Origin of the sequence: Streptomyces sp. NPDC099050, from assembly GCF_044759865.1 — a bacterium.
Classification (GTDB): domain Bacteria; phylum Actinomycetota; class Actinomycetes; order Streptomycetales; family Streptomycetaceae; genus Streptomyces.
On sequence record NZ_JBIWAE010000004.1, the window covers coordinates 35,203 to 59,183 of the forward strand.

The 23,981-nt window shown below is 69.8% G+C and carries 19 protein-coding genes and 2 pseudogenes; 6 read left to right on the plus strand and 15 right to left on the minus strand.

Annotated features, from left to right (window positions below):
* Positions 1–103 precede the first annotated feature (103 nt).
* Together ACIQV3_RS08190 and ACIQV3_RS08195 are read left to right on the plus strand one after the other, a co-directional pair.
* Positions 104–1,498, plus strand: coding sequence for a transcriptional regulator (locus ACIQV3_RS08190; RefSeq protein ID WP_403710949.1), 1,395 nt, complete (start codon positions 104–106; stop codon positions 1,496–1,498).
* A gap of 56 nt (positions 1,499–1,554) precedes the next feature.
* A complete protein-coding gene (locus ACIQV3_RS08195) occupies positions 1,555–3,078 on the plus strand; it encodes an aldehyde dehydrogenase family protein (RefSeq protein WP_403710951.1) in 1,524 nt (507 codons plus the stop codon).
* A gap of 487 nt (positions 3,079–3,565) precedes the next feature.
* Here ACIQV3_RS08195 and ACIQV3_RS08200 read toward each other — a convergent pair whose 3' ends face one another.
* Positions 3,566–3,766: a transposase domain-containing protein gene (locus ACIQV3_RS08200; RefSeq protein ID WP_403710953.1), complete on the minus strand. Its 201-nt coding sequence runs from the start codon at positions 3,764–3,766 to the stop codon at positions 3,566–3,568.
* 39 nt (positions 3,767–3,805) lie between these two features.
* Here ACIQV3_RS08200 and ACIQV3_RS08205 point away from each other — a divergent pair.
* A pseudogene (locus ACIQV3_RS08205) lies at positions 3,806–4,114 on the plus strand (SUMF1/EgtB/PvdO family nonheme iron enzyme); the annotation flags it as partial.
* Positions 4,115–4,300: 186 nt separating this feature from the next.
* On the opposite strand, the gene ACIQV3_RS08210 reads toward ACIQV3_RS08205, so the two are convergent.
* Positions 4,301–5,641 (minus strand): DUF2252 domain-containing protein, encoded by a 1,341-nt coding sequence (locus ACIQV3_RS08210; protein WP_403710955.1) that lies wholly within the window; start codon positions 5,639–5,641, stop codon positions 4,301–4,303.
* Between the two features lie 298 nt (positions 5,642–5,939).
* On the opposite strand from ACIQV3_RS08210, the pseudogene ACIQV3_RS08215 reads away from it, so the two are divergent.
* Positions 5,940–6,086: pseudogene (locus ACIQV3_RS08215) on the plus strand (CorA family divalent cation transporter); the annotation flags it as partial.
* Positions 6,087–6,323: 237 nt separating this feature from the next.
* Here the strand turns inward: ACIQV3_RS08215 and ACIQV3_RS08220 are convergent.
* The 8 genes from ACIQV3_RS08220 to ACIQV3_RS08255 form a co-directional block, all read right to left on the minus strand.
* A complete protein-coding gene (locus ACIQV3_RS08220; protein WP_403711657.1) occupies positions 6,324–6,536 on the minus strand; it encodes a hypothetical protein in 213 nt (70 codons plus the stop codon).
* A complete protein-coding gene (locus ACIQV3_RS08225; RefSeq protein WP_403710957.1) occupies positions 6,533–7,507 on the minus strand; it encodes a Gfo/Idh/MocA family oxidoreductase in 975 nt (324 codons plus the stop codon). The genes ACIQV3_RS08220 and ACIQV3_RS08225 overlap by 4 nt, the downstream gene beginning before the upstream one ends.
* 5 nt (positions 7,508–7,512) lie before the next feature.
* Positions 7,513–8,820, minus strand: coding sequence for a protocatechuate 4,5-dioxygenase subunit alpha (ligA, locus tag ACIQV3_RS08230; RefSeq protein ID WP_403710959.1), 1,308 nt, complete (start codon positions 8,818–8,820; stop codon positions 7,513–7,515).
* A gap of 25 nt (positions 8,821–8,845) precedes the next feature.
* The gene (locus tag ACIQV3_RS08235) at positions 8,846–9,763 is read right to left on the minus strand and encodes an amidohydrolase family protein (RefSeq protein ID WP_403710961.1); all 918 of its coding nucleotides are present in this window, start codon (positions 9,761–9,763) and stop codon (positions 8,846–8,848) included.
* A gap of 12 nt (positions 9,764–9,775) precedes the next feature.
* On the minus strand, positions 9,776–10,465 hold the full coding sequence (gene ligK / locus ACIQV3_RS08240) for a 4-carboxy-4-hydroxy-2-oxoadipate aldolase/oxaloacetate decarboxylase (protein ID WP_403710963.1): 690 nt from the start codon (positions 10,463–10,465) through the stop codon (positions 9,776–9,778).
* Between the two features lie 17 nt (positions 10,466–10,482).
* Positions 10,483–11,508: an amidohydrolase family protein gene (locus ACIQV3_RS08245; RefSeq protein ID WP_403710965.1), complete on the minus strand. Its 1,026-nt coding sequence runs from the start codon at positions 11,506–11,508 to the stop codon at positions 10,483–10,485.
* Positions 11,509–11,534: 26 nt separating this feature from the next.
* A complete protein-coding gene (locus ACIQV3_RS08250) occupies positions 11,535–12,746 on the minus strand; it encodes a 4-hydroxybenzoate 3-monooxygenase (RefSeq protein ID WP_403710967.1) in 1,212 nt (403 codons plus the stop codon).
* A gap of 104 nt (positions 12,747–12,850) precedes the next feature.
* Positions 12,851–13,621 (minus strand): IclR family transcriptional regulator, encoded by a 771-nt coding sequence (locus ACIQV3_RS08255; protein WP_403710969.1) that lies wholly within the window; start codon positions 13,619–13,621, stop codon positions 12,851–12,853.
* Between the two features lie 105 nt (positions 13,622–13,726).
* Here ACIQV3_RS08255 and ACIQV3_RS08260 point away from each other — a divergent pair, with 105 nt between their 5' ends.
* Positions 13,727–14,395 (plus strand): substrate-binding domain-containing protein, encoded by a 669-nt coding sequence (locus tag ACIQV3_RS08260; protein ID WP_403711610.1) that lies wholly within the window; start codon positions 13,727–13,729, stop codon positions 14,393–14,395.
* A 190-nt stretch (positions 14,396–14,585) separates the two neighbouring features.
* Here ACIQV3_RS08260 and ACIQV3_RS08265 read toward each other — a convergent pair whose 3' ends face one another.
* Together ACIQV3_RS08265 and ACIQV3_RS08270 are read right to left on the minus strand one after the other, a co-directional pair.
* Positions 14,586–15,044: a MaoC family dehydratase gene (locus tag ACIQV3_RS08265; RefSeq protein ID WP_403710971.1), complete on the minus strand. Its 459-nt coding sequence runs from the start codon at positions 15,042–15,044 to the stop codon at positions 14,586–14,588.
* Between the two features lie 54 nt (positions 15,045–15,098).
* A complete protein-coding gene (locus ACIQV3_RS08270) occupies positions 15,099–16,652 on the minus strand; it encodes a long-chain fatty acid--CoA ligase (protein ID WP_403710973.1) in 1,554 nt (517 codons plus the stop codon).
* Positions 16,653–16,734: 82 nt separating this feature from the next.
* Here ACIQV3_RS08270 and ACIQV3_RS08275 point away from each other — a divergent pair, with 82 nt between their 5' ends.
* Positions 16,735–17,730, plus strand: a complete 996-nt coding sequence (locus tag ACIQV3_RS08275) for a flavin monoamine oxidase family protein (protein WP_403710975.1) — start codon at positions 16,735–16,737, stop codon at positions 17,728–17,730.
* 1,626 nt (positions 17,731–19,356) lie between these two features.
* Here ACIQV3_RS08275 and ACIQV3_RS08280 read toward each other — a convergent pair.
* The 3 genes from ACIQV3_RS08280 to ACIQV3_RS08290 all read right to left on the minus strand — a co-directional run bounded on the left by ACIQV3_RS08280 (position 19,357) and on the right by ACIQV3_RS08290 (position 23,953).
* Complete coding sequence (locus ACIQV3_RS08280) at positions 19,357–19,710, minus strand: PRC-barrel domain-containing protein (protein ID WP_403710977.1); 354 nt, start codon at positions 19,708–19,710, stop codon at positions 19,357–19,359.
* Between the two features lie 278 nt (positions 19,711–19,988).
* Positions 19,989–21,293: a protein kinase gene (locus ACIQV3_RS08285; protein WP_403710979.1), complete on the minus strand. Its 1,305-nt coding sequence runs from the start codon at positions 21,291–21,293 to the stop codon at positions 19,989–19,991.
* A gap of 206 nt (positions 21,294–21,499) precedes the next feature.
* On the minus strand, positions 21,500–23,953 hold the full coding sequence (locus tag ACIQV3_RS08290) for a SpoIIE family protein phosphatase (protein WP_403710981.1): 2,454 nt from the start codon (positions 23,951–23,953) through the stop codon (positions 21,500–21,502).
* Positions 23,954–23,981: the final 28 nt, after the last annotated feature.

Genomic DNA, 23,981 nt, shown 5'->3' on the forward strand with positions numbered 1-23,981 from the left:
CCGGCCGACTTCGTCCCGCACTGGCCGACGCACCGCTTGCCGGGGCGGCGGGCCGGTACGACGATGGGGCGCTCCGGGTACCAAGGCACCGCGAGAGGGCGACATGGACGATCCTTCGGTGGCTCTGCCGGGCGGGGCCGACCCCGCCGAGCGGACGCGGGAACTACGGGCGGCCCACGCCGCGTTCACCCAGGACGGGCGGGTCGAGGCCCCGGTGCGGGCGGTCATCGCGAGGTCCTGGCGCCGCTGCGCCCGGGCCCGGGTCAGCCCGGAGTGCACGCCCCGCCTGGAGCTGGCCGGTGCGGAACTGCGGTCGTACCGGGAGCAGCACCCGCTGGCCCGGGTGCTGCCGCTGTTCCGTGACCTGGTGGGCGCCTTCGCCTCGGACGGGGCCCATCTGCTGGCGGTGTGCGACGCCCGGGGCAGCCTGCTCTGGGTGGAGGGCGAACCCGCCACGATGCGGCGCGCGGAGGGCCTCGGCTTCGTGCCGGGCGCCCGCTGGGCGGAGACGGCGATGGGCACCAACGCCCCCGGCACGGCGGTGGCGGTCGGGGAGCCGGTCCAGGTCTTCGGCGCCGAGCACTTCAGCCGCCGGGTGCACCCGTGGACCTGCGCGGCGGCTCCGGTCCGCGATCCGCACACCGGAAGGGTGCTCGGCGCCGTCGACGTCACCGGGGGCGACTGGCTGGCCCATCCGCACTCCCTCGCCTTCGTGCGCGCGGTGGCGTGCGCGGCGGAGGCCCGGCTCGCGTTGCTGGATCCGGCGCCACAGGCTCCCGGGGACTGCCTCACCGCGCTGGGCCGTGACGAGGCGCTGCTGACCGGTGGTCGCCGTGAGCTCCGGCTCGGGCGGCGGCACAGCGAGATCATGGCGCTGCTCGCGCACCACCCCGAGGGGCTGTCGGGGGAGGAACTGGCGATCGCCCTCTACGAGGACGAGTCGGTGTCACCGGTCACCCTGCGCGCCGAAATGTCACGGCTGCGCGGCCTGTTGGGCCCCCGGGCCCCGCTCTCCCGCCCCTACCGCACGGCGGCGCCGCTGGAGGCCGACTTCACCGCCGTCACCCGCCACCTGGCCTCCGGTGCCGTCTCGGCGGCCCTGGCCCGCTACCCGGGGCCCCTCCTGCCCGCCTCGACGGCGCCCGGCATCGTCCGGCTCCGGCGCCGCATCGAGGAGCAGGCGCGGGCCGCGGTGATCGCGCGGGCCGACCCCGGGCTGCTGACGGACTGGGTGTGCAGCCCGTGGGGCGCGGAGGACGCCGAAGTCTGGCGGGCCCTGGCGGCCGTCCTCCCGGCTGCCGGCCGGACGGCCGCGCTGGCCCGCGTACGGGCCATCGACGCGGAACTCGGTGAGCTCCCGGCGCTTGTGCCGGTCACCGGATCACCCGCGCGGCGCCGCGACACCCCGGCGGGGATCGCCACGGCCGCCACCGCACCACCGCCCGCGGTCCGTTCACCGCGCGGCCGTGCAACGTACCGGCAACCTGCCCGCCCCTAGCCTCTCGGCGAGCACCGGCCGACGGCGGCCGGCGCCCGGCAAGGGGAGGACCGTCCATGGCCCGTTACGCTGCGCCCGGTACCGAAGGCGCGCTGATGTCGTACGCGTCCCGCTACGGCCACTTCATAGGCGGCGAGTACGTCGAGCCGGCCCTCGGGCGGTACTTCGCCAACCCCTCCCCCGTGACCGGCGAAACCTTCACCGAGGTCGCGCGCGGTACGGCGGAGGACGTCGAGCGCGCACTGGACGCGGCGCACGCCGCCGCGCCCGCGTGGGGACGCACCTCGATCACCGAGCGTTCCACGATCCTGCTGCGCGTCGCGGACCGGATGGAGCAGCACCTGGAAGCGCTCGCGGTCGCGGAGACCTGGGAGAACGGCAAGCCGATCCGCGAGACCCTGGCCGCCGACATGCCGCTCGCCGTGGACCAGTTCCGCTACTTCGCGGGCGCGCTGCGCGCCCAGGAGGGAGCCCTCAGCCAGATCGACGAGGACACGGTGGCCTATCACTTCCACGAGCCGCTGGGTGTGGTCGCCCAGATCATCCCGTGGAACTTCCCCATCCTGATGGCCGTGTGGAAACTGGCGCCGGCCCTGGCCGCGGGCAATACGGTGGTCCTGAAGCCGGCCGAGCAGACCCCGGTGTCGGTGCACTACCTGATGAGCCTGATCGCGGACCTGCTGCCGCCGGGCGTGGTGAACATCGTCAACGGCTTCGGTGAGGAGGCGGGCAAGCCGCTCGCGTCCAGCCCGCGCGTGGCGAAGGTGGCCTTCACCGGGGAGACCTCCACCGGGCGGCTGATCCTGCAGTACGCGGCGGAGCACCTCAAGCCGGTCACGCTGGAGTTGGGCGGCAAGAGCCCCAACCTCTTCTTCGACGACATCTGGACCGCCGACGACGACCTGCGGGACAAGGCCCTGGAAGGCTTCACGATGTTCGCCCTCAACCAGGGCGAGGTGTGCACCAGCCCGTCGCGCGCCCTGATCGAGCGCGGCCGCTACGGCGACTTCCTCGACGCGGCGGTGGCCCGCACCGAACTGATCGTGCCGGGCCACCCGTTGGACACGGACACGATGATCGGCGCGCAGGCCTCGGCGGAGCAGCTGAAGAAGGTCCTCTCCTACGTGGAGATCGGCCAGCAGGAGGGCGCGAAGATCCTGACCGGCGGCGGCCGCATCGACCACGGCGGGGAACTGGCGGGCGGCTTCTACGTCCAGCCGACCATCTTCGAGGGCGACAACCGCATGCGGATCTTCCAGGAGGAGATCTTCGGCCCGGTGGTGTCGGTGACCTCCTTCCAGGACTTCGACGACGCGGTGCGCATCGCGAACGACACGGCCTACGGCTTGGGCGCCGGCGTCTGGACCCGCGACATCAACACGGCCTACCGCGCGGGCCGCGCCATCCAGGCGGGCCGCGTCTGGACGAACTGCTACCACGCCTATCCCGCCCACGCCGCCTTCGGCGGCTACAAGCAGTCGGGCATCGGCCGCGAGACCCACAAGATGATGCTGGAGCACTACCAGCAGACGAAGAACTTGTTGGTAAGTTATTCCCCCAAGAAGCTCGGCTTCTTCTAAAAGTTGAGCACGGTGCCTGACCTGCGCAACCGACCGGTCAGGCACTGTGCCCACGTCTCGGAAGAGCGGCCGAAGCCGCGTGACTCCAAGGTTCATTTGCCTCCGAGATCCCACTACATGGACAATCTGCTGGTGTCCTACTCGCCGAATAAGCTGGGCTTCTTCTAAGCCCGCTAAAGAAGGCGCCTGACCTGGGCTTATGCCCGGCAGGCGCCTGCTTCGGTCCCCAGGCCACCCTGTTCACGGCGGCGGCGAAAATGTATCGGTCCTCCCAATTCCTCCCACCCGTCTCCCACCCCTGACCAGCTGTTCCGGGCCATACACGGGCCAGATTCACGATCAGTCCACAGGTTCCGCGATGCGCCAAGGCGAAGCCGATGGTGACCGCCAGCTGCGGTTCGGCCGCCAAGCGCGCGTAGCCGATCAGCCGGTGTTCACCAAGCGGGGTGACGGCAAAGCAGTACTCGGTTCGCGGGGGGGGGTGCCCCTAATTCCTTTGTAGGGACCGTGGTGGCGCCGGGTGGCTGCACGGCGGTGTGAGGACGAAGTACACGGTGAACCGGGCCGACAACAGACGCCGGCGCTTCTCCCCGCACCCCGCCTCGCCAACGACCTGGTCCACCAGCTCAGGCGGACACGACCGGGTCAAGATCCCAAGCCCCAGCCGCTCCAGACGTGATACCAACACGAACGGCTCAACGCCGACCCCGCCGTAAAAGCAACGGCATTGTCATGGTTAACAAGGGGGGGAAGTCATGCCGGGCCCGAAGGCCGGGAGCCCCGTTGCGGAGCCACCCAAGAAGGTAATGGGGGGCTGGCGGGCGAGCCGTTCCCCTGGGGCGATGAACTCCGGCCCGCCGGACGGCACGCGATGAACGTCTGGAACGGCTCCTTCCGCGATCACAACGCCCTGGAGGACGGGTACCCGGGCACCTGTCCGGTCGACGCGTTCGCCGCCAACGGCCACGGTCTGTACAACACCACCGGCAACGTCTGGGAGTGGACTGCCGACTGGTTCCACCCCACCTGGCAGCCACGGGCCCGCGCGAGAACCCGGCGGGCCCCCGGCCGGCTCGGCCCGCGCCCTGCGCCAGGGGTTCGTACCTCTGCCACGCCTCCTACTGTCGCCGCTACCGTGTCTCGGCGAGGATGCAGAACACCCGGAGTCCTCCACCGGCAACATCGGCTTCCGCTGCGCGGGACCCGCCCGGAGCCGGGCCGCTCAGACGCCGCTGATGGCCGTAACGGCGCCATCGGCGACAGCGCCGGTCAGCAAGGCGTGATCGGCCGCGGTCCGGTCGGCGTAGCGGAGCGCGAAGTCGGTGACGGCGCGGTCGAAGGTGTCGGCGCTGCCCAGGTATCCCGCGATGGCGATGCGGTCACCGGAGCGGGCATGGGCGCGCGCCAGCGCCTTGCCGCACAGCCCGGCGTACTGGCCGAGGACGACCCGGGACATGGTCGCGACTTCGGCCGATCCCTTCATGTCGCGCAGTTGCCGACTGTAGAAGTGGCGCCCCTCGGGGCCGCTCATCCAGCCGAGGAAGATGTCGCTGGTGGCTTGCAGAAGCCTCTGGCCCGCCACGACCCGGTGACCGTGGTGATCATGACCGTCGGCCGGGAGGTGGTCTTGCAGGACGGAGGGGCCTGCCTCCTTGATCTGCAGGAAGAGCGGGTCGTCATCGTCGCGGCCGGTGAGCAGCACGATGTAGCAGCGGGTCCCCACGCTCCCGACACCGACGACCTTCCGTGCCGCGTCGACGAATCGGTACCGGTCCAGCAGGAGGCGGCGTTCCTCGGGAAGTGTGCTGCGGTACTCGCCGAAGACCGCGCCCACGGCCTGTGACTCGGCGCGGGCCAGCGGTTCCAGCAGCGGCGGATCGTGGGCGATCCGCCGGCCGCCGTCGCGGACCTCGGTCAGCTTCTCCAGAGCACGAAGGCTGGTACGGCGGCGGGCGCGCGCCAGGCCGGCCTCGACCCGGCCCCGCAGCTTGGGCTTGCGGATGAGGGGCAGCAGATCGACGGTGTCGATCCGGTGGTACCAGACCTCCAGTTCGCCCTGCCCGGCGAGTTCCCTGATGGTCTGCCGGTAGGACCGGGCCGCCGAAAGAGCCGATCCTCTGGCCCAGTCGTCGCCGTGACCGTTCTGGCGTGCGGCCACCGCGACACTCGCGGCGAGCCGTTTGACGTCCCACTCGAAGGGGCCGGGCAGGGTCTCGTCGAAATCATTGAGGTCGAAGAGCAGGGACCGCTCGGGCGAGGCGAACATGCCGAAGTTCAAGAGGTGCGCGTCCCCGCACAGCTGGACGGTCAGGCCCGTGTCCGGCTGGGCGGCCAGGTCGGCCGCCATGACCGCGGCCGCGCCACGCAGGAACGCGAACGGCGACGCCGCCATCCGGCCGTAGCGGATCGGCAGCAGCTCCGGAACCCGGTCGACCGCCTGCCGCTCCAGCACCCCGACGGGATCGGGCCGGTCGGTCGACGCGGTCCAGCGTCCGTGCGAAGCACGGCTGACGCTCTTGCGGACGGCCCGCCCGCTTCGGGACTGCTCACCCGGACTGGTCATGCTCCACTCCTTGTCGCCGGTCCCCCTCATCCTGAGCGCACCGCGCCTGAAGCGCATGTCACTGCCCGCGCACCCGTCTGCGCGGGACCGGCCTGGCCGACGCACGCCGACGCGTATCCCGCCAGGCAGCGTCCACTGGGGAGGATCTGGGAGAACGAAGCCCCATTGGGGAGCGGCTGGGGAGAATCGGCCGCATCACAGGGCAGCACGGCGAAACGGCCGGAAGGACGGATCGGTGCAGACCAGAGGGCCTCTACAGTCGGTTTCCGCAGGTCAGCGGTGTGAGGGTGGCGGCTTCAAGAAGATCTCCTCCTGGGCGGCAATCTTGTTTGCACCCACACTCGTCGGAACCATCTACGGCATGAACTTCGACTCCATGCCCGAGTTGGGTTGGACCTTCGTATACCCCCTTGCAATCTGCCTCATGGGGATGGTTTGCATCAGTTTTGACACATCGGCGGGCTGGCGCGGCGAGCCGCCGCGTGCTGCTGACACTGATGAACGCGCTCCGCCGCGACTCCTCGAAACACCAGGCTGGACCCATCCTGTTCGACGCGGAGAAGATGACCCTGCTGCACGACCCCACCGGGACAGCCGGACGGCGAGTTGTCAGAGTGTGAGCGGATCGTCTACGGGCTGGCCGAACTGCCCGGCCGCAGCTGATGCTCAGCGCCCGAGCCTGTCATCGCACGCTGGTGCCGAAGCCGAGTTCGCCGCCTACCTGGCTGTTCTGTGCGCCGACCAGAAGCGCAAGGGAAGCTGATGGCCGTTCTCGACCAGCACGGGCGCTGGGCGTGCCGGCGCCCGGCGCATCATCGCGTACGTGCACCAGGATCTCGAACTGCCCGATCGGGCGGTCCATCGGGCCCGCGCCTGCCGCCGGTGCCGTGGTCACGGGACCGGGATGGCGTCGAGCTGTTCCTCGAGGGCCGCCAGCGTCCGGTAGCAGGGCATCACCTGGGCGATGGAGGCGTTCGGCTCGCGGCCCTCGCGGATGGCGGCGACGAACTCGCGGTCCTGCAGTTCGATGCCGTCCATCGAGACGTCGACCCCGCTCACGTCGATCGGCTCGTCCTTGCCGGTGGCCAGGTCGTCGTAGCGCGCGACGTAGGTGCCGGTGTCGCCGATGTAGCGGAAGAACGTGCCGAGCGGCCCGTCGTTGTTGAACGACAGCGACAGGGTGCAGATGGCGCCGCTTTCCGCGCGCAGCTGGATCGACATGTCCATCGCGATGCCGAGCTCGGGGTGGATCGGGCCCTGGACCACGTTGGCCTGCACGATCGGCGAGCCGGTCTGGTACGCGAACAGGTCGACGGTGTGCGCGGCGTGGTGCCACAGCAGGTGGTCGGTCCAGGAGCGCGGCTGGCCGAGGGCGTTGAGGTTGGTGCGGCGGAAGAAGTAGGTCTGTACGTCCATCTGCTGGATGTTGAAGTCTCCGGCCTGGACCCGCCGCCGTACCCACTGGTGGCTCGGGTTGAAGCGCCGCGTGTGCCCCACCATCGCAACCAGTCCGGTGCGCTGTTGTGCCTCCAGGCACGCCTCGGCGTCGGTGAGGGAGGCGGCCAGCGGGATCTCGGTCTGGACGTGTTTGCCCGCTTCGAGGCAGGCCAGCGTCTGCGCGGCGTGCAGGGGGGTGGGCGTGGCGAGGATGACGGCGTCGATGTCGTCCATCGCCAGTACCTCCTCCAATGTCGCGAAGCCCCGGCCGATGCCCTGCTCCGCGGCGAAGTTCCGGGCGCTTTCGAGGGTGCTGCTCACGACGGCAGCCACCTCCACGCCCTTGATCCGCCTGAGCGCGGCCGCGTGCTTGGCTCCGAAGGCGCCTCCTCCGGCCAGGGCGATCCGGATGGTCTGGTCGTCGGTCATGTCGGTCACTCCTTCTCAGCGGGCTTCTGGGCCCGCGGGTGGTTCTCCAGGATCAGGTGGCCGACGGCGGTGTTGGACGCCGGCACGTGGTAAAAGCGGTGCTTGAGCTCGGTCTGTCCGGACCCGTCGAGGTCGCTCATCGCACCGCGGGCGATCAGCCACATGACCAGCTCGATGCCCTCCGAGCCCGCCTCCTCCACGTACTCCAGGTGCGGGACCTGCGACAACCCGACCGGGTCCGCGATCAGTTTGTCGAGGAAGGCGTTGTCCCATTCCCGGTTGATGAGGCCGGCGCGGGGACCCTGCAACTGGTGGCTCATGCCGCCGGTGCCCCACACCTGGACCTTCAGCGACTGGTCGTAGGACTCGATCGCCTTGCGCAGCGCCTGGCCGAGCCGGAAGCACCTGTCACCCGAGGGCACGGGGTACTGCACCACGTTGACGTGAAACGGGACCACCTTGCACGGCCACTCCTCGACGTCCCCGAACATCAGCGACAGCGGGACGGTCAAGCCGTGGTCGACGGTCATCTCGTTGACAAGGGTGAGGTCGAAGTCGTCCCTGATGAGCGAGTGCGCGATGTGCGCGGCCAGGTCAGGGTCGCCCTTGATGCCCGGCACCGGGCGGGGTCCGTAGCCTTCGTCGGCGGTGGAGTAGGCCGCTCCGGTGCCGAGCGCGAAGGTCGGGATCAGCGACTGGTCGAACGTGGTGGCGTGGTCGTTGTAGACCAAGAAGACCACGTCGGGCAGGTTCTCCTTCTCCCACTGCTTGGAGAACTCGTAGCCCTCGAAGACCGGCACCCAATAGGGGTCGTCGGTTTTGTGGTGGTCGATCGCCGCTCCGATTGCCGGCACGTGCGAGGTGAAAACCGCGCCGGTGATCGTGGCGTGCCCGGTGGGGGGCGTCGGGCCGGCGTGTGCCGCTTCGAGGACGGCGTGGTCGATCCGGTTCCCCTCGACGGAGCGGCCGCCGCCGACCATCATGCCGCGGTACTCCTGCTCGGTCATGCCGGTCATCGATCCCGCCATCTGCTGGAACGACAGCCCGAGCGTCGCGCCCCACTTGGCGAGAAAGTAGATGTTGCCGCCCTCGCCTATGGCGGCGTTGAGGTCGCGGTCGAGCAGCGCCTGCTTCTGTTCCTCCCGCAGTGGCCATGCGTCCAGGTAGGCGCGCTCGTCTGCGAGGTAGAGCTCGCGGTTCTCCGCCGTCATAAGCGACATGCAGAACTGGTTGAGGTGGTATCCCCTGGCGGACTGCTCGGCGTCGAAGATGGTCGTCCCCGGAACCAGTTTGTAGGTCTTGTCCAGTGACATGGTGAGCCTCCAATCGTGCGGTGGGTCAGTCGGCGTCCGGCCAGTACAGGCGCATCGGGTTGTCGACGAGGAGCCCGCGTTGCAACTGTGGCGTCGGCGCGATGTGCGGGATGAAGTCGACGAGCAGACCGTCATCGGGCATGTGGCCGGTGAGGTTCGGGTGCGGCCAGTCGGTGCCCCACAGCACCCGGTCGGGGAACTCCTCGACCACGCGGCGGGCGAAGGGGGCGGCATCACGGTATGCATCCTGCTCGCCGTCGAGGGCCGGCGGGCCGCTCATCGACAGCCGCTCCGGGCAGGTCACCTTGCACCAGGTATCCGGCCGTGCCCGCATGAAGTTCAAGAACGCCTCGAACTCCGGGCCGTGCGGATCCTTGGTGACATCGGGCCGGCCCATGTGGTCGATGACCAGCGGTACCGGGATCGAGAGCAAGAAGTCGCGCAGGTCGGCGAGGTCCGCCGCCTCGAAGTAGACGACTACGTGCCAGCCGTAGGGCGCGATCCGCTCTACGACGTCCCACAGGTCCTGCCGTGGCGCGGCCTCGACGAGCCGCTTGACGAAGTTGAACCGCACGCCGCGGACTCCCGCCTCGTGCAGCTCCCGCACCTGCGCGTCCGAGATGTCCGGCCGCAACGTCGCGACCCCCCGGGCCAGGCCTCCCGACGCCCGCAGGGCGTCGAGCATGGCGCTGTTGTCGGCGCCGTGGCAGGTCGCCTGCACCACGATGTTCCGGGCGAAGCCCAGGTAGTCGCGCAGCTCGAAGAGCTGGTCCTTGGACGCGTCGCAGGGGGTGTACTTCCGCTCGGGGGCGTACGGGAACTCCCCGCCCGGGCCGAAGACGTGGCAGTGCGCGTCGACGGCGCCCTCGGGCACCTGGAACCGCGGCCGGCTCGGATCGGCGCACCAGTCCAGCCAGCCGGGGGTCTTCCGATAGGTCGTCATCCTCGGTCCTCCTCAGTCCTCGTAGCGCAGCCCGAGCCCGGCCAGCGGGCCGCGCATGCCGTACAGGTCCAGGCCGAGTTCGCCCGCGCGGAACCGCGCGCGCTTGTTCGCCTCGCCGGCCTCGCGCGCGGCCGACGCCTCGGCGACCTCTGCCGCCCGCTCGCGCGGCACCACCACGACACCGTCACGGTCCGCCACGACGACGTCGCCGGGCCTGACCAGTGCATTGCCGCATACCACCGGCACGTTGACCGAACCGAGCGTGGCCTTGACCGTGCCTTTGGCGTTGATCGCCCGGGAGAAGACCGGGAAGTCCATCTCCTCCAGGTCCGCCACGTCCCGCACGCCGCCGTCGAGGACCAGGCCCTGGCAGCCCCGGGCGCGGAACGAGGTGGCGAGCAGGTCGCCGAAGAAGCCGTCCTCGCTCTCGGTGGTGCAGGCCGCGACCACGACGTCGCCTTCGCGGATCTGCTCGGCGGCGACGTGGAACATCCAGTTGTCACCGGGCTGCAGCAGCACGGTCACCGCGGTACCGCACATACGGGCCTTGGGATAGACGGGACGCAGGTAAGGGCGCATCAGGCCCACCCGGCCCATGGCCTCGTGGATCGTCGCGACTCCGAAGGCCGACAGTGCGGCGACGGCCTGGGGATCGGCGCGGGTGATCGATGTGTGGACGACACCCAGCTTGGTGTGTTCCATGCTTCTTCTCCTGGGATTCAGTGGCCGACCGCGGCGAGGCGGGCGGCGAGTCGGGGGTACACGCGCAGGGCGTTGCCGCTGTAGACGGCGGCGCGTCCCTCGTCGGAGAGGTGCGCGGTGGCCTCGACGTACCGCTTCGTGTCGTCGAAGTGGTGACCGGTGCTCGGGTCGATGTCGCGGACCGCGCCGATCATCTCGCTGGCGAACAGGACGGACCGGCTGGGTACCACCTGCGTGAGCAGGTCGATGCCGGGCTGGTGGTAGACGCAGGTGTCGAAGAAGACGTTGTCCAGCAGCGTCTCGGGGTCCGGCCTGCCCAGCGCCATCGCCAGGCCGCGGAAGCGGCCCCAGTGGTAGGGCACCGCGCCGCCGCCGTGCGGGATCACGAACCGCAGCGTCGGGAAGTCGGCGAACAGGTCTCCCTGGACCAGCTGCATGAACGCCGTGGTATCGGCGTTCAGGTAGTGGGCGCCGGTAGTGTGGAAGGCCGGGTTGCACGACGTACTGACGTGGATCATGGCGGGTATGTCGTACTCGGCCATCGCCTCGTAGAGCGGGTACCAGCTGCGGTCGGTCAGCGCCGGCGCGGTCCATTTGCCACCCGACGGGTCGGGGTTGAGGTTGACCGTCACCGCGCCGAGCTCCTCGACCGCACGGCGCAGTTCGGGCAGGCAGGTCGCGGGTTCGACGCCCGGCGACTGCGGCAGCATCGCGCCCATGGCGAAGCGGTCGGGGTAGAGCGTGCAGACCCGGTGGATCAGGTCGTTGCAGATCCGCGCCCACACCGAGGAGACCTCGAAGTCGCCGATGTGGTGGGCCATGAAGCTGGCGCGCGGGGAGAAGATCGTCAGGTCGCTGCCGCGTTCGTCCATGAGCCGCAGCTGGTTGCTCTCGATCGCGTGACGCAGGTCGTCGTCGGTGATGACCAGGTCGTCCGGATCGGGCGCGTGCCCGGCGGCGCCGATCGCGGCCACCTGGCGGTCCCGCCACTGCGCCAACTGCGGGGGCGCGGTGGTGAAGTGACCGTGACAGTCGATGATCATGTGTTCTCTCCTGCTGGTCGTCGGGGTCAGCCGTGGGAGCCGGCCGGCCAGCCGGTGTATTGCTCGGCGAGGTAGGCGCGCCCGGCGCGGTTGCCCACCACGTTGTCGAGCTCGCCGAGCTGGCGCCGCAGGTCGAACGGAGTGCCGCCGGGCGCGGTGTGCAGCAGCTGGGTCATCCAGTAGGAGAAGTTCTGCGCCCGCCAGACCCGCTGCAGGGCGCGCGGCTGGTAGTCGTCCAGCACGGCCTCGCCCGCGCTGCCGAGTGCTCGCACCAGGACTGGGGCGAGCACCTTCACGTCGTGCAGTGCGAGGTTGAGCCCGCGAGCGCCGGTCGGCGGCACCGTGTGTGCGGCGTCGCCCGCGAGCACCATCGAGCCCCAGCGCATCGGCTCCTGCACGAACGAGCGGAACCGCAGCACCGTCTTCTCGAGGATCGGCCCCTCATGGAGACGGAAGCCGTCCTGACCGGCCACCCGGACCTGGAGCGTCTCCCAGATGCGGTCGTCCTGCCAGGTGTCGACGGACTCGTCGGGGTCGCACTGGAAGTACATCCGCTGAACGGTCTCGGTGCGCTGGCTGATCAGCGCGAACCCGTGCTCGGAGTGGGCGTAGACCAGCTCGGGCGCGCTCGTCGGCGCCTCGGCCATGATGCCGAACCACGCGAAGGGGTACTCCTTGCCGTAGCGCACCCTGCGGTCCTCGGGCACCAGATCGCGGCACATGCTGCGCGAGCCGTCCGCGCCGACCACGTACCGCGCCCGGATCTCTTGGCGGGACCCGTCGGGCGCCGTGTAGCGGACCCGGGGAGCGTCGGTCGTGAGGTCGAGGACCTCGGTGTCCTTGACGCCGAAGTGGACCGTGCCGCCGTCGCGGTCCCGGGCGTCGGCCAGGTCGGTGAACACGTCGGTCTGCGGGTAGAGCCATACCGACTGGCCGACCAGCTCCTTGAAGTCGATGCGGTACGGGCGACCACCGACCCGGATCTCGACGCCCTCGTGCTCGCGACCCTCCCGCAGGACCCGGTCGGACACGCCGGTCTCGACCAGGTCCCGGGCTGCGTCGGCCTCGAGGATGCCGGCCCGCTGCGTCGTTTCGATCTCGCGCCGGGAGCGGGTGTCGATCACGATCGTCTCGACCCCCGCTCGCCCGAGCCGGTGGGCCAGCATCAAGCCGGCCGGACCACCACCGATGATGGCGACGGGAACCGAGGCAACGGTGTCGACGGTGGCGTCGGCCATGGCATCTCCTGAGCAACTGCGAACGTTCGGAACACCCCGAACGTTGACACCCGGAGCCGACGCCGGTCGCCGGCGTTTCCGTCAGGCGGAAGTCCGTTCGAAGGTCAGACCGTCGCGTGGGCGCGCCGGCCGAGCTCGTCGGAGATCCCGTGGGCGGCCCTCAGAAGGGGCTCGCGCAGCCCGCGCGCATTGCTCGCACCGCTCGCCGCGACGACGATCCCCAAAGCGGCGCTGACAGGCCCGGTCCGGCCGATCCGTACAGGCGCTGCCACCGCGACCGTGTCCTCGGAGAGCTGCCGGTCGCTGATGAAGACCTGCTCGCGGCGGATACGGTCCAGTTGCGCGCGCAGCGTCTTCGGGTCGGTGACGGTGTGCGGGGTCCAGGCGCGCAGCGGCGATTCGAGGACCTCCTCCTGAATGTCCCGTGGTGCGTGCGCGAGCAGCACCCGGCCCATCCCGGTGGATCCGACGGGGAACCGGGTCCCGACCGCGGTCAACAGCTGCACCGATCGATGACCGGTGATACGTTCGACGAACACGAGCTCTGTGCCCTCGCGCACCGCGAGCTGAATGTTCTCGTGAGTCGCCTCGTAGAGGTCCTGCATGAACGGCAAGGCCGCGTCACGCAGGATCTGGGTACGGGGGCATCCCGAGGTGATCTCCCAGAGCCTCAGCCCGACGTGCCACGACCCGTCCTCGTCCCGCTCCAGCGCTCCCCATTCCGCCAGCTCCGCGACCACTCGGTGCGTGGTGCTCAAGGCCAGACCTGTGCGCTGGGCGATCTGCGAGAGTGTCTGCGACGGGTGTTCGCGATCGAAGGCCGAGAGGACCTTGAGGACCTTTCCAGCCGCGGTGCTGCTCCGGGTTGTACTCACACGCGCAGTGTCTCAGACGGGCGTTGAGCTGCCCGAACGGGCGCCGTAGCATCCGCCGGACACCAAGGAGACAACGTGAACCAAGAGATCTCTGGGCTGTCCTCGATGGCGACGCGGCCGATAGTGGGCGAGCTTTCCGAACACATCCGACTCGCTCACGGGATTCCGGTGCGTTTCGAGTCTGCCGGCGGGGTGGAGATCGCACGGCGGGTGCGCGAGGGCGCCGAAGCAGACTTGCTCGTGCTCGCCGACGGAGCACTGGCCGCGTTGGAGAAGGAAGGGCGCCTCCTCGGGGGTACGGTGCGCCCGCTGTGGATCTCCCAGGTCGTCGCCGCCGTGCCGGAGGGAACACCGCTTCCGGCACTCGGCTCGGAATCCGATCTGCGAGCCGCTCTGCTGTCCGTGAAGAGGATCGCCTACTCCACAGGCCCCAGCGGTACGTCCCTCATCGACCTGATCACCCGTCTGGATCTCGCCGACACGCTCGGGGACCGGCTTGTCCAAGCCCCGCCGGGGGTGCCCGCGGGCAGCCTGCTGCCGTCCGGCCAAGCCGAGCTGGCCTTTCAACAGCACAGCGAGCTCATGGACCTGCCGGGCGTCGTCGTCATCGGCCCCCTGCCGGGCGAAGCCGCCATCAGCTCGGTGTTCAGCGGGGCCGTACTGGCCGCGTCCACCCAGCCGCACCGCGCCCGCGAGGTCCTCGGCCTTCTCGGTTCCGAAGCGGCGTCGAGGATCGCCCGCGGAAGGGGCATGCGGGCGGCCCGGGGCTACTGACCCGGGTGGGTCGGGGTTTCCGCCTGGGCATCAGGCTCCGGGGCCCGTCCTGCTCGCCCACGGGCGTGCCGAGGACCGCACGCGCGATCCGGGGCTCGGCCTCGAACGCGTGCGGTCCACCCGTGGTCCGGGAAAGGGCCTCCCTCGTGCGGCGGTGGACGCGGCAACGGCCCTGCGTGAGTTGGGACGATCAGGCGTAGTGGCGGTAGACGGCGTGGGCCACGCAGGCCGGCTTGTCGCTGCCCTCGACCTCCACGGTGAACGTCAGCGACATCTGGACGCCGTTGCCCTTGACCTCCTCCACAGTCCCGACGGCGCCGTGCAGTCGGATCTTCACGCCGACCGGGACGGGGCTGGGGAAACGGACCTTGTCCAGGCCGTAGTTGACGCTCATGGAGACGCCGGTGATGGTGAGAAGCTCACCGAAGAGCGGAATGATGAGGGAGAGGGTGAGGTAGCCGTGGGCGATGGGGCCGCCGAAGGGGCCGTCCTTCGCCTTCTCCGGGTCGGTGTGGATCCACTGGTGGTCGTCGGTGGCGTCGGCGAAGGTGTTCACCCGCTTCTGGCTGATGTCGAGCCATTCGGTGCGGCCGAGGTCGGCTCCGCTGAGGGCTTTGAGTTCGTCGAGGCCGTTGGCGATGGTCGGCATGGAGGGACCTTTCGTTGGCGCAGGCAGCGCTGAGTGCGGCCTGCGAGCGGGGCTTCAGCGGTGGGGGTGGTCTGCGGGACCGCCCGCGTGGGCGTCGCGCACGGCGGGCTTGATGATCTTTCCGGAGGCCGTGCGGGGCAGGGTGTCCGTGAGGACCACGGACTTGGGGATCTTGTACTTGGCGAGCCTTCCGTGCAGGTGGCCGAGGATGCCGTGCTCGTCGGCGCGAGCTCCGGACCTGAGGATGACGACGGCTCGGCCGACTTCGCCCCAGACCGGGTCGGGCACCCCGATGACCGCGCATTCGGCGACGGCCGGGTGGGTGAGGAGCGCATCCTCGACCTCGGCCGGGTACACGTTTTCGCCGCCCGAGACGAACATGTCCTTGACCCGGTCGACGATGTAGGCGTACCCGTCGCAGTCGGTCCGGGCGACGTCGCCGGTGCGCAGCCAGTGGCCTTCGCCGCCGGCTGCGAAGGCGGCCTCGGTGTCCTGCGGCCGGCCCCAGTAGCCGGTCATGACGTTGGGGCCCTGGACGAGGACCTCACCACGCTGTCCGGGTTCGGCGTCCCGGCCGTCGGGCAGGACCACGCGGATGTCGGTGAAGAAGTGCGGCACGCCCGCGGAGCCGGCCTTGGCCGAGGTCTGCTCCCTGTCCAGGAAGAGGACTCCGGGGGACGCCTCGGTCATGCCGTAGCCCTGGCTGAAGGCGAGGCCGCGGGCGAGGTACGTGGCGATGGTGCGTGCGGGAACGGGTGCGCCGCCGCAGTTGAGGGTGCGCAGGCTGGACAGGTCCGTCGTCGCCCAGCGGGGCCGGGCGGCCATGGCGTCGTACATCGTGGGGACGCCGAACATGTACGTCACACGCTGGTTCTCGATGGTCTCCAGTACGCGTTCGGCATCGAAGGCACCGAGCAGCACCACCCGGCCGCCCTTGAGGAGAGTGGGCAGGCAGGTCATGTTGAGGCCTGCGGTGTGGAACAGGGGGGCGACGGCCAGGGTCACCTCGTCGCCGGTGAGGTCGGTGTCGACGAGGACGTTGACGCTGTTCCAGATGATGTTGTGGTGGGAGAGGACGGCACCCTTGGGGCGGCCCGTGGTCCCGGAGGTGTACATGATCATGCAGGTGTCCTGCGGCGCCACGCTCTCGTCCAGGGGCACGGCAGCTCCGCCGGCGAGGAACTCCTCGTAGCCGAGGACCCCCTCGTCGGGCCCGTCGAGCGCGATCCGGTGCCGCACTGCGGCCTCGTCGGCCGCCGCGCGTGCGGACCGGGCCTGCTCCGGCGCGTGGACGAGGACGACGCTGCCCGAGTCGGACAGGTTGTACGTCAATTCCGGGGCGGCCAGACGGGTGTTGAGCGGGACGAAGACCGCCCCGAGCAGGCCGGCGGCGAACAGCGTCTCCAGGAAGGCGGGGTGGTTGGGGCCGAGGTACGCGATCCGGTCACCCCGGGCCACTCCCAGCTCCCGCAGGGAGTGTGCGAGGCGCAGGACGCGCTGGTGGAGCTCGCGGTAGGTCCAGGAGCGGTCCTCGTGGACGAGGGCGACCCGGTCCGGGGTCTTGCGGGCACGGCGCGTGGGCCAAGAGCCGATGCCTTGGTTCAACACGGCGACTCCTTCGGTTGCCACCTTCAACTGGCCCGTCGCCTGGAACTCGGTCAACGGCCCCGGTGCGGTGACCCTGTCGAACATGACCATTCACGAGTGGATCGCCACCCGTGTCCCGGGCGGGCACAGCTCGCCGTTCGGGCAACTCCTCGACGTCGCCTACACCACCGAGTTCGGCGTGGACACCAGCGCCTCGTCAGCGCTCGGCATCGTCGGGCTCCTCGCCTACCAGCCCACCCCCACCGGCTTCGCGCTGTTCGGGGAGAGCGACACCCGCTACCGCGTCCGCGGCGGCAACCAGCGCATCCCGCAGGCCATCGCCGCGGCCCTGCCCCCGGGGACGGTACGCCACGGCTGGCGGCTCAAGAAGGTAGCGGCCGCGGCGGGCGGCCGCCAGTCGCTCACCTTCACCGTCGACGGCTGCCCGCAGACGGTGCTCGCCGATCACACGGTGCTCGCCCTGCCGGTCGGCGTGCTCCAGCAGCTGAACCTGTCCGCCGCCGGCTTCGACAGTCGTAAGCTGGGCGGCATCGCCGCGATGACGATGGGCCAGAACTGCAAGCTGTCGATGCAGTTCAACACCCGTCACTGGAACGCCTCCGGCCCGTGGGGGCTCGCAACCGGCAGCACGATGAGCGACACCGGCTACCAGACGTCCTGGGACTCCAGCAGGGCCCAGTCCGGCGTGAAGGGCATCCTCACGGTCTACACCGGCGGCAGCCACGCGGCGGACTTCACACCGTCCGCACCGTTCCGCACGGCGGCCGACCCGCAGATCGCCGCCTACGCGCAGGCGGCGCTCGCCCAGCTCGAACCGGTCTTCCCAGGTCTGACCGCCCGCTGGACCGGCAAGGCCACGCTCGCCGCCTGGCCGCTCAACTCGAACGCGGGCGGCTCGTACTCCGCATGGCCCCCCGGGTACGCCCACCAGTACGCGGGCTACGAGGGCGTCCGACAGGGCAACACCCACTTCGCGGGCGAACACACCTCCGAGGTGGCCCAGGGCTACATGGAGGGCGGCGCCGAGTCCGGCCGGCGCGCGGCCGACGAGATCCTCACCGACCTCGGCGTCCTGTAGGCGAGTTGACCCCAGGGGGACGGCGCGGGACCACTACCCCGGTCCGGCGCCGTCACCCGCGCCCGTCAGCCCGTCAGCCCGTGTGGAGCTTCAACGCCGTCCGGACGGCGGATTCGGGCACCCTCGATCCAGGCGGGCTTGTCGGAGGTATGGCACCCGCGAAGTGAAGCGGCCCCTCGGAGGTAGGGAGGCCGGTGTGCGGCGTAGCGATCGGCGCCGCGAGCACGCGACTCAGTCGTCAGCGCTCCACGATGGCGAATTGCAACACCATGGCTCACAACCCGAGATCATTTGACGGCAGACCTTGGGTGGTCCGGGGGACGCCTGCAGAGTGCGTCATGGGCGAGTCGTGTGTTCGACGGGGGTGCCGTCGAGTACGTGTGCCGTATGGGAAGCGCGGGTGAGGACGACAGTGGCCAGAGTTGCCCAGCGGCGTCACCGACGCAGCCTGGTACGTGCGCGAAGGAAGCCACCGAGACCCCGCAGACACCCAATGCGGAACTCGCCAGGACGGCCCCGCCGGCAAAAGCGAGAAGGGTCAGAAGAAGGAGAAGGCCAGGGGCGTTCTCTACGGCTTCGAGGCCAGCCTCGTCGTCACCGGCGAGACCTCCGACACCCCCCTCGCCGGAGCCCCGGCCCACGCCAAGACCAGCGACCGGCGCCTACCCGCCCTCGTCCTCGTCCTCGCATTCACCGTCCACAAACCCGGCCACGACCCCGCGGGCAACGCCGTCACCGCCCTGCGAGACGTCTCCCGCCGCTCGCTCTCGGCGATCTGGGAGAGCGGGCCCGGGTTTGGGCGGCGAGCTCTGCCTGATACCGGTAGTTCCCCAGGGTGTCCGACCCGCTGTCCTCCTGGGGTGCCACGCGGAGGATCGGGTGCACGAACCCCTCATCAGACTCTGCGTCCTCTGCCGCCTCAGCCTCAGCTGCCACTGCGCACCCCCACCCCGCCGTTGGATCTACGCCCCCAGGGTCGACGGCGGAAGATCACCACAATTACGAGCACCCATGCACTCCGTAACATCCGATGCCACGGACGACCTAAGGTCCACTTCGCCTCGGTGGACGCCAGGGCGGCCCTCCCACTTGGCCCGTCCGGTCCCGATCGCCCCCAATCACTCCCATCTCTCCCGCTGAAGCCGAGACGTGACCTGGGTGGGCGCCCGCCGCACCAAGATCCGGACCATTTCCGGACCAGCCTGCGCGCTGCCCGTCGTCTGGCGCGACGCAGCCTGCGCGCTGCCCGTCGTCTGGCGCACCGCGCCCGTGGAACACAGAGCGAGCGGGGCTTCGCTCCTGCCACAGCACGGTAACCCGCTCCTCAATAGAGCCTCGAGGAACCGGGCGGTTGCCGTCCGCACGTGCGCTCCATGAATCGGACCCACCGCAGGCTGTCCCTCTGGGGCGGCGGCTTCTGCCCCTGTCCATGGCGTGATCTGCGAGACGTGCCCGAGCGAGCGCGGACCGGGGCGGCCGCCCCATGCGACCGGGCCCCCGTGCCTCAGCTTGGCGCCCGACACGGCCATCCGCCCGTTAGGTTTCGCCGGAAAGGCGCGGAAGCCTGGCGGGGACGACAGGTTGTCGGCGTCGTCCCCGCCCTGGAGTGCTTGGTGCCCGGACCTGTCAGAGGTGGTGCGGACCGTCGTAGTAGCCGCCGACCTGGCGCTGGTAGTCCGCGTCACCGAGGTGCTTGTCCTTGTCGAACTCGGGAGCGTTCTTGATCTGCTCCTTGGTCCGGTCGACATAGACCTTCTCGTCGTTGACATCAACCCGGCTGATCGTGCCCGCAGGCAGCAGGACTTCCTTGCCGAAGATCCACGGACCGGTATCGACCACGATGTACGAGGAACCGACCTCATCCGAGTGCTTGTCGACCTTGCCGATGGAACCGTCGCTCGCCTCGACCTTGTACCCCGTCAGATCAGCACCAGCCGAACGGCCGGCGGCCTCGCGGTAGTTCCAGAAATTCTCAGTCATGCGAAAAACAACTCCTCCGGTCAAAGAGAGGCGGAAGGAAAAAGAAGCTCCTACCGCGCTCTTTCCCTAGTGCATCCACGGCCGAAACTCGCATTCCGGGCCGCTCCTCACCTGCCCTGCGCTTTATCTCGCAGGCATCATCTGCCCGACGATGCCCCGACCATGCGCACAAGACTTACGATTCAGACCCGCTCATGCCGCCGGCACGGCGTCGGAGCCGCCGTCCTGATCCACCACCGCGGAGCCGCCTGCCAGCTGAGGACGGGCGGAGGAATGAGTCAATCAGCGCCCTTGTCCTTCTTCTTTCCCTTCGCCTTCCCGGGGACGTCCTTCGCCTTCGGCGCCCCCGGCGCCTTCACCGGAGGGCGATCACTGCCCGGTCGCGACTCGGCCGTACTGACGGGTGCCTGGGGGTCGGGCGCTGCGGTGGGCAACGGTGTCGCGGACGGCGCCGACTGGGGCTCTGCCGGTGCGGTGCCCTTCGATGCCGCCGGCTGCTCGCGGACCGGCGCGGTGGCAGGCCCACCGTTCTCCCCTTCTGGGATGCCGCCCAGCACCAGCGTGCAGGCTCCCACGACACTCACCGCCACCAGGCCCAACCGGGCCTTCTTCCGGCGGCGCGCAGCACTGCCGTGCGCCGGTCCGGGCGTTCGTGTGGGTTCAGCGCGAGGACCCGCAGCTGCGAGGGGCCGCAAAGGCAAGCGGTGGGTGGACGCGTCCGTGGGTGGCGGCTTCCTTGCGGTGCGGGATCGCAGGGCGTGCTCGATGTCGCGCAGGCGCAAGTGGACTGCGGCGGCATCAGGACGTACCGAAGGATCCCGGCCGGTCATGGCCTTCAGCAGGCGGGCGAGGTCGTCCGGCAGCCCCTCGGGTATCCGGGGCGAATGCAGGAGGCGGTCGGTACCGATCTCCACGGGCGTTCCCCGGTGCTCCCGCCGGCCGGTGAGCGCTTCGAGGAGTGTCACTCCCAGGGCGTAGACGTCGCTGGCCGTACTCGCGCCTTCGCCGAGGAGCTGCTCGGGGGCCATGTAGGCGACAGTGCCGACCAAGGTGTCGGGGGCGCTGACGGAATGCTCGTGCACGGTCCTGGACAGCCCGAAGTCGGCGAGGAGCGGGGAACCTTCCTCGCTGAGCAGGACGTTGGAGGGTTTCACGTCGTGGTGGATGATGCCGTGGGCGTGGACGTGGTCGAGGGCTGACGAGATGTCGGCGCCGATCCGTGTGACCTGGACGGTGCTGAGGGGGCCGGCGGCCACTCGGGCGCGCAGGGTGGCGCCACGGATCAACTCCGTGACCATGAAGGCGCCCTGTCCGTGGCGGCCGGCATCGTAGACGGTGACCAGGGCACGGTGGGAAAGGCGGGCCAGCAGGCGTGCTTCATGGCAGAAACGGTCGGCGGTGACCGTGTCCGAACCCGCGCGGAACACCTTGACGGCCACCTCACGGCCCAGAACCTGGTCGACGCCGCGGAAGACGTCCGCCGTCCCGCCGGATCCTAGGTGGCCTTCAAGCCGGTAGCGGCCCCCCATCAGAGCGTCGCGTCCGGGCAGTGCTCCGTACTCGGGGACAGGCCGGGCCGGCATGGGGTCCTCCTCCGCTCGCGGGCAGTGCCGCGCGCCTACCCGCTGCGGGTCCCCCTACGCACCGGCTCCCGGCAGCCGAACCGTGCTGATGGCGCTCCCGCAGAGGGCACGGGAGCAGGTGGCACTTCTAGCGGACGAAGTCCCCTGCGCGCATGCCGTCCGGGAGGGACCTCATGGGGAGGCCCCTCGAGGACGCCCCTGGAGAGTCAGCGCACCTGGACTCCGATGAGGCATGTGTCGTCGTCAGTGTCGGAGGCACTGTAGGTCAGCAGGTTGTCGAGCCGCTTTTCAAGGGAGCCCGCGGGGTGCGAGGCCACGTCCAGAAGCTGTGTGAGGGAGTCCGTCACCGAGATGTCGCGGCGTTCGACGAGCCCGTCGGTGTACATGAGGAGGATGTCCTCGCGTTGCAGTTGTACCTCTTCCTCCGCGAAGGTCACCTCCGGCAGCGCTCCGAGGAGCAGTCCGCCCGCGGTGAGGGGGAAGACCTGGGCGTCTTCCCCTCTGACCAGAACGGGGGGCAGGTGGCCGGCTCGGGCCCACGTGAGCCGTCGGGTCTCCGGGTCGTAGATCGCGCATACGGCGGTTGCGGTGAGGTTGCTGGTGAGGTGGTAGGCGACGCTGTTGAGCCAGGAGAGCAGTTGGGCAGGCCCGGCGCCGGTGACGGCGAGGCCGCGCAGGGCGTTGCGCAGGATCACCATGCCGGTGGCCGCCTGAATGCCGTGGCCGGCGATGTCGCCGACGCTGATGAGGATCTTGTTGTTGGGCAGTACGACGGAGTCGTACCAGTCGCCGCCGACGAGGGACTGGGATTCGGCGGGTCGGTAGCGTACGGCGATGCGGATGCCGGGGACTTCCAGTGCGGCCGGGGCCGGGGGCATGATGGCGTGCTGGAGTTGCAGCGCGAGCTTGGAGCGGTCCGCGGATTCCGCTTCGCTGTCGGCGAGTTGGTCGCGTGTGGCGGCCAGGGCGACTTCGGTCCAGTGCTGCGCGGAGATGTCCTGACAGGCGCCTCGCACGGAGTGGAGATGACCGTAGTCGTCCAGGACGGGTTCTGCCACCATGCGGATGTGCCGGGTGACGCCGTCCGGACGCTTGAACCTGAAGTCCACTGACGATTCGCGGAGCCGGTGCAGGAGGGTGCGCAGGAATCGGCCGACCGAATTGACGTCGTGGGGATGGGCGTGTGCGGCGATTTCCTCGAGTGGGATCGGGGAAGCCGACATGGGCAGGCCGAAGAGCGTGAAGAGCTGATCGTTCCAGCTGGTCTCCCCGGTGGTGACGTTCTGCTCGAAGCCTCCGACCCGGCCCAGGCGCTGGGCGTGCTGCAGGAGGCTGGCGAGACGCGCGGTTTCGTCTTCGATCCTCCAGATGAGGAGGAGGGCCGTGCCGTGCCGGCTGATGCTGACGTCGGCGACGGAGGTCAGGGGGACTTCGTCGACGATGGCCGTCAGTGTGGTGCGCGGTGCCTGAAGGGGCTCACCCGTGGCGTATACGCGTTCCAGCTTGGAGAAGAGCCCGTGGCCCTCTGCGGCTGCCGGATAGGCCTCGAGGAAGTGTGTGCCGGTGACCATCGAGCGCGGGCGTCCCGCGGGGTCGACGAAGCGTTGGTTGGTGTGGTGGATGCGGAAGTCGTTCAACCTGCCGGTCGAATCGAGGCTCGGGATCAGGATGAGCACGGGATCGTGCAGGTGGTCTGCCAGGTCCGTCAGCTCCGGTACTCCCGTCAGGCGGGGCGTGCGGGAGGCCGGGTCGGGGACCTCTTCCTCCAGAGTGTGGGAGCACAATTCGGCCAGGGTCTCCAGCTGCCGCAGGAGATGGGGCGGCTGAGCGGGCAGAGGGTTCGGCCAGCTCACCTCCAGCACGCCGAGGATGCGTCCTCCGGTACCGGCCGGGATCATGATCCGTCCGCCGTCCGGGTGCTGGCGTCGTCCGATGGTGGGGATGCCCGAGTCGGAGAGGCAGTTCACGATGGTGAGTTCCCGGCTGTTCATCGCCAGTCGCGCACAGGTCGCCACCTCGGGCGGGACGTAGCGCCAGCGGCCCGCGTCCTCTCGGGTGAAGCCGTCCTGCCCCACCAGGGTGATTGAGGAGTCCGCTCCGACGGCCCAGATCGCGACTCCGTTGGCGCCCAGTGCCGAAAGGGCGTTTTCCAGCAGGGCGGTGGCCACGGCTTGGGAGTCGGTGGCTGCCAGCATGCCGCTCTCCGCCGTCCTGAGCCGCATGGCCGGCGTGAGGTCGCTGGGGGTGGCGGGTTCGGCGTCGGCGGAGTCGAGGAATTCCTGTGCGGTCTCGCTGACGTGGTCTCGGGCGGCCTGGTTGATGATGTCGACTGCCAACGCGAGGACGGTCGTGTTCGACTGCTCGGCGAGCTTGGTGATTTGCCGGGAGGCCTCACCGGGACCGCAGCCGAGGCGCTCCACGAGGATGCCTTTGGCCATTTCGATCAGTGCTCGCCCGTCGGAGGCTTCCTGGGCTTCCAGTGCCTCTTGGCGCAGCCGCTCCACGGTTGCGGCCAGGCGGCTCACCTGGCTGGACTGCGGGGCGGTCGGCGCGCTGGTGTCCGGCGGTGTCCCGTGGCCTGCCGTTCGGCGGGCAGCCGGGACCGCCGGGGCGCTGGTGGCCCGGGCGGGTCGGTCCTGCGGGGGGTCGACGGGGTTCACTGGTCGCCGCCTTCTTCTGCGGTGGGCT